The organism is Catenovulum agarivorans YM01, from assembly GCF_000281085.1.
Taxonomy (GTDB): Bacteria; Pseudomonadota; Gammaproteobacteria; order Enterobacterales; family Alteromonadaceae; genus Catenovulum; species Catenovulum agarivorans.
This window is the reverse complement of sequence record NZ_JH767550.1, coordinates 1-2,465: the sequence shown is the minus strand read 5'-3', so window position 1 is coordinate 2,465 and position 2,465 is coordinate 1. Positions and strand designations below refer to the sequence as shown.

At 39.3% G+C, this 2,465-nt stretch carries 3 protein-coding genes; all 3 read right to left on the bottom strand.

The annotated features are described in order from the left end of the window. Positions 1-279: 279 nt before the first annotated feature. From WSC_RS0121390 to WSC_RS0121380, 3 genes are read right to left on the bottom strand one after another with little or no spacing between them, the layout of a single operon-like run. Positions 280-684, bottom strand: a complete 405-nt coding sequence (locus tag WSC_RS0121390; protein WP_016958005.1) for a hypothetical protein — start codon at positions 682-684, stop codon at positions 280-282. Next, positions 674-1,135, bottom strand: coding sequence for a hypothetical protein (locus WSC_RS0121385; RefSeq protein ID WP_016958004.1), 462 nt, complete (start codon positions 1,133-1,135; stop codon positions 674-676). The genes WSC_RS0121390 and WSC_RS0121385 overlap by 11 nt, the downstream gene beginning before the upstream one ends. Further along, positions 1,125-1,574 (bottom strand): hypothetical protein, encoded by a 450-nt coding sequence (locus tag WSC_RS0121380; protein WP_016958003.1) that lies wholly within the window; start codon positions 1,572-1,574, stop codon positions 1,125-1,127. Before WSC_RS0121380 ends, WSC_RS0121385 begins: the two co-directional genes overlap by 11 nt. Positions 1,575-2,465 lie beyond the last annotated feature (891 nt).

Genomic DNA, 2,465 nt, shown 5'->3' with positions numbered 1-2,465 from the left:
CTTGAAGCGGCAGGCAAACAATATAAATGCCGCTCAACGGTAAAACAAGTTGGAAAAACCAACCTACAAACAACTGGAGCGTGGCGAGTTGGTGTTACTTTTTAGCACAAAATAACCAGCAACTCGAAAACTTACAACACCAATTTTTAGTTTTTAACTAAGTTAAGCAATTAGCTAACGCCCGCATAAGTGGCGCATAAAAGCTTGGCTATAATAAGCGAAGAATGAGCGCAGCCAAGCTTTTTGCGTCCACCCTTAATGCGATTGTTATGTTTGAGATTAACTCAAATGCTTAATAATTTTTGCTGCCCATTTATCCATAAATTTGCTGGGAGTGAAAGCTAATAAAGCCCCACATATAGGAAATAAAATACAAAAAATTACAGCACCAATTTTTGCATTTAAATCTTTAGTTGGGACACCATTAACCTCAATTGTCGCATTTGGATCTAGCGTTGCCTGAATGAAAAAGAAAACTAAAATGCTACCAATAATAATTAATGTCCCGCCTGCCAAGCGACTTAGGCCAACTACTACATCAATCTTTTTCTTTAATTCATCATCCATATTCGACTCAAACATAACGCCCGCATAAGTGGCGCAATAAAGCTTGGCTATAATAAGTGAGGCACGAACGCAGCCAAGCTTTTTGCGTCCACCCTTAATGCGTTTGTTATACACCATCTTGCAACAAACTATAAAGGTAATTTACTGAGTGGTGTAATTCATTTTGATTACTAAAATAATCAGAGATCACGCCATATTCATTATAGTTACTGATGTTGTAACCATCTTCGATATCGTTAAACCACAAGACCTGATTACCGAATACTGCAACAACATAGAATCCACCACCTTGATCTCCCAACGGAGAAAGTGACCACTTTTCTGGATTGATTTTAATCAGATTCCATAACTTCTGCTGAGGCTCATCTAGTAGCCAGAACTGATTTTCTAGATCATTATTGAGCCATTTTATATCAACTGGCTTCCATGTATTCGACATATTCTTAAATGGTGTATAACGCCCAGCTAAGCCGCTGGAACGGAGTTGATTGTTTTGTGCGAGCGTAGCGGAAAAGCACAAAACGAGCAACGCAGTGGAGGTCGGCTTGAGCTGTTTGTTAACTTCCATGCTTACAACTACCTAAAACCTTGGTGTCAGAATATGTAGCTTGCAGCCTTGCGGCCTGCACACTCGTCAAGCCCACAAATATGGTAGCGCTACTATCCCATGCAGCTATTTCAAGTACAGCACATTCCAACTGGGGCGAAATATTTTCGCCTGACCAATAAGACGCATTGTTATAGATGTATGGTGACTCGATGACCATAGGGCGATCACCAATTTTTACAGCACTAAAAACGCCCCAGATGAACTGAACATCATTGGCCGCCAAATATGCCTCCAGTTTAGACCCAGACCACCAACCCTCTTCAATATCAAATCCGTTAGTTTCAATATCACTTAGGTACCAATCGTAATCAGAGCAGCGAATATTGAGGGCTTTAAGCATCTGTGGAAGATACGTAAAAAAATCAATTTGTTCTGTTTTTTCTAGGATAAAGTTCATGGCACACGAAGGCAGTTAACGCCGCAATATGGGGCGCATAAAAGCTTGGCTAAAATTAGGAACGAAGTGACGCAGCCAAGCTTTTTGCGTCCCTTTCATTATTGCTTTGTTATGTGTCATTGCACACAAATTATATGTTTATCCGCAACATATTGCCCATTTGAGTTAATTTCATAGACAGCGTGAGCAACCGAACATTTGTTTGAAAAAGAAGATGACGTGCAGCCAATATATTTTCCATCATGACTTTCAAACCATAAGCTAAAGTCTTGCTCAATTGATTTTGGTACATCTTGAGTCCTTGTCCAGATCTTAGAATCTGGCATAAAACTACAATGGTCTTCAGTTACAGAGCAAGAACTTAGATATAAAACAGACAAGAATATATTTATTCTCACTCTACCTCCGTGACACATAACGCCCCACTATGGGGCTGGTAAAGCTTGGCTAAACTGTGAAGCGAAGCGGAACTGAGCCAAGCTTTAACAGTCCCGCATGAGTGGTTTGTTAGTTTGCATTACCCAAACCAACCCGAGCGGTTACGCACTACACCACTTAACACAATAAAATTAACTCAATGCTGTAAACCTAACCGACTATATAAACCCAGTAAAGAGAAGCTCAGCTTGATTTACCAAAAACTCAGTTAAAAAATAGTAACCGCCAGCAAACTTAAACCCTTTTAATGCCACAACCCAACCAGAAAAACTCAAAGAAGAAACGATAGACCTTTAACACAAATTCGCTTACCGAAATGAAAACTCTGAAAGACGGGATTGCAAACTAACGCTTACATAAAAGGGTTAAAACATTTTAAACGTAGTTTAAGAAGTACATAGATTTATGTAAATGTTTTAATTCCTTTTAATGTTATTGTTATGGTGCTGATAG

Coding starts and splice junctions, on each gene's coding strand:
- WSC_RS0121380 (WP_016958003.1), bottom strand. CDS start 1,574: ATGAACTTTATCCTAGAAAAAACAGAACAAATTGATTTTTTTACGTAT.
- WSC_RS0121390 (WP_016958005.1), bottom strand. CDS start 684: ATGGTGTATAACAAACGCATTAAGGGTGGACGCAAAAAGCTTGGCTGC.
- WSC_RS0121385 (WP_016958004.1), bottom strand. CDS start 1,135: ATGGAAGTTAACAAACAGCTCAAGCCGACCTCCACTGCGTTGCTCGTT.